Consider the following 1,582-nt stretch of genomic DNA (forward strand, 5'->3'; position numbering starts at 1 on the left):
ACCGGTTAACAACGACCGGATTGTCTGCTATGCTGGCCGGGCACAATTTCATAGCGTCACCCCGTTGATGCATCCTGGATCTGACGAAACAGGGTGCGTAGGGGCCTCTGGAGAATCCCGGTCGTCGAACCGGGTGCCGAAGGGGCAAGGCCGTTTGGCCGAAACTCTCAGGCAAAAGGACAGAGCAAAGCTTTCAGCTTGTCGCGTGTTCGCGTTTTTACGCGCATCGCACGTTCTCTGTTTCCAAAACATCCTCCCCTCAGGCCCCTCCTCTGCTACGGGAGCCCGCAGAAGGTGCATTTTGTATCTACGCAAAGGAGGAAACGTTGGAATCGGTGTTTGGCGCTGTCAACGGCGCATTGGTCGCAATCGACGACTTCATCTGGGGCGTGCCCCTTATGGTCCTTATCCTGTTCGGAGGCATCCTGCTGACCGTGCGCCTACGCGGCGTGCAGTTCCGCCAGCTGCCCCGGGCGCTGCGCTACATGGTGAAGAATGAAAAGGGAGGCACCGGCGAAGTATCCAGCTTCGGTGCGCTGTGCACGGCGCTTTCAGCCACCATCGGCACCGGCAACATCGTGGGCGTGGCAACAGCCATCGTCGCGGGCGGCCCCGGTGCCATGTTCTGGATGTGGCTGGCGGCGCTGTTCGGCATGGCGACGAAATTCTCCGAGGGCCTTTTGGCGGTGAAGTACCGCGACATCGACAAGAAGACCGGGCACGTGCTCGGTGGTCCGTTCTATTACATCGAGCGTGGCATGGGCATGAAATGGCGCTGGCTGGCGAAGATGTTCGCGTTCTTCGGAATGTGCGTCGGCCTGTTCGGCATCGGCACGTTCACCCAGGTGAACTCTATCTCTGGAGCCATCACCGGGTTCTTCGACCCCGACAAGGCTCTGGCTGTAAACATTCTGGGCATGGAATATTCCTTAGTCACCGTCATCGGCAGCCTGGTGCTTGCCCTGCTGGTGGGCCTGGTGGTCATCGGCGGGCTCAAGCGCATCGCGAAGGTGTCCGAGCGCGTCATCCCTGCCATGGTGGTGCTGTACGTGGGCTTCTCGCTCATCCTCATCTTCGCGAACCTCGACAAGGTGCCGGCTGCATTCGTCACCATTTTCCAGAGCGCGTTCGGACTGCAGGCCGCAGCCGGCGGCATGCTGGGCGCCATCATCATAGCCATGCAGAAGGGCATTGCCCGTGGCATTTTCTCGAACGAAGCGGGCCTCGGCTCCGCACCCATCGCCGCAGCCGCCGCGCAGACGAAAGAGCCGGTGCGCCAGGGCCTCGTGTCCATGACCGGCACATTCCTCGATACCATCGTGGTATGCTCCATGACGGGGCTTGCCCTGGTCATGACCGGTGCCTATCAGATTCCCGGCCTTGAGGGCGCCGCGGTTACCACCGCTGCATTCCAGTCCGGCCTACCGTTCATCCCCGCCGATATCGTATCGTTCGTGCTGATGGCGTGCTTGGTGCTGTTCGGCTTCACCACCATCCTGGGGTGGGATTACTACGGCGAACGCTGCCTGGAATACTTCAGCAACGGCAGCATGAAAGCCGTCAAAGCGTATCGTTGGCTCTA

1 protein-coding gene and 1 riboswitch are annotated in these 1,582 nt (G+C 60.6%); the gene reads left to right on the plus strand.

Annotated elements, in window-relative coordinates; translation table 11 throughout:
- The first annotated feature begins 97 nt into the window (after window positions 1-97).
- Window positions 98-193: riboswitch (glycine riboswitch) on the plus strand.
- A gap of 205 nt (window positions 194-398) precedes the next feature.
- Window positions 399-1,582: amino acid carrier protein (locus RR842_RS02925; RefSeq protein WP_332728953.1), on the plus strand; the 1,184-nt coding region annotated here is incomplete at its 3' end.

Origin of the sequence: Gordonibacter sp., assembly GCF_036667095.1 — a bacterium.
Classification (GTDB): domain Bacteria; phylum Actinomycetota; class Coriobacteriia; order Coriobacteriales; family Eggerthellaceae; genus Gordonibacter.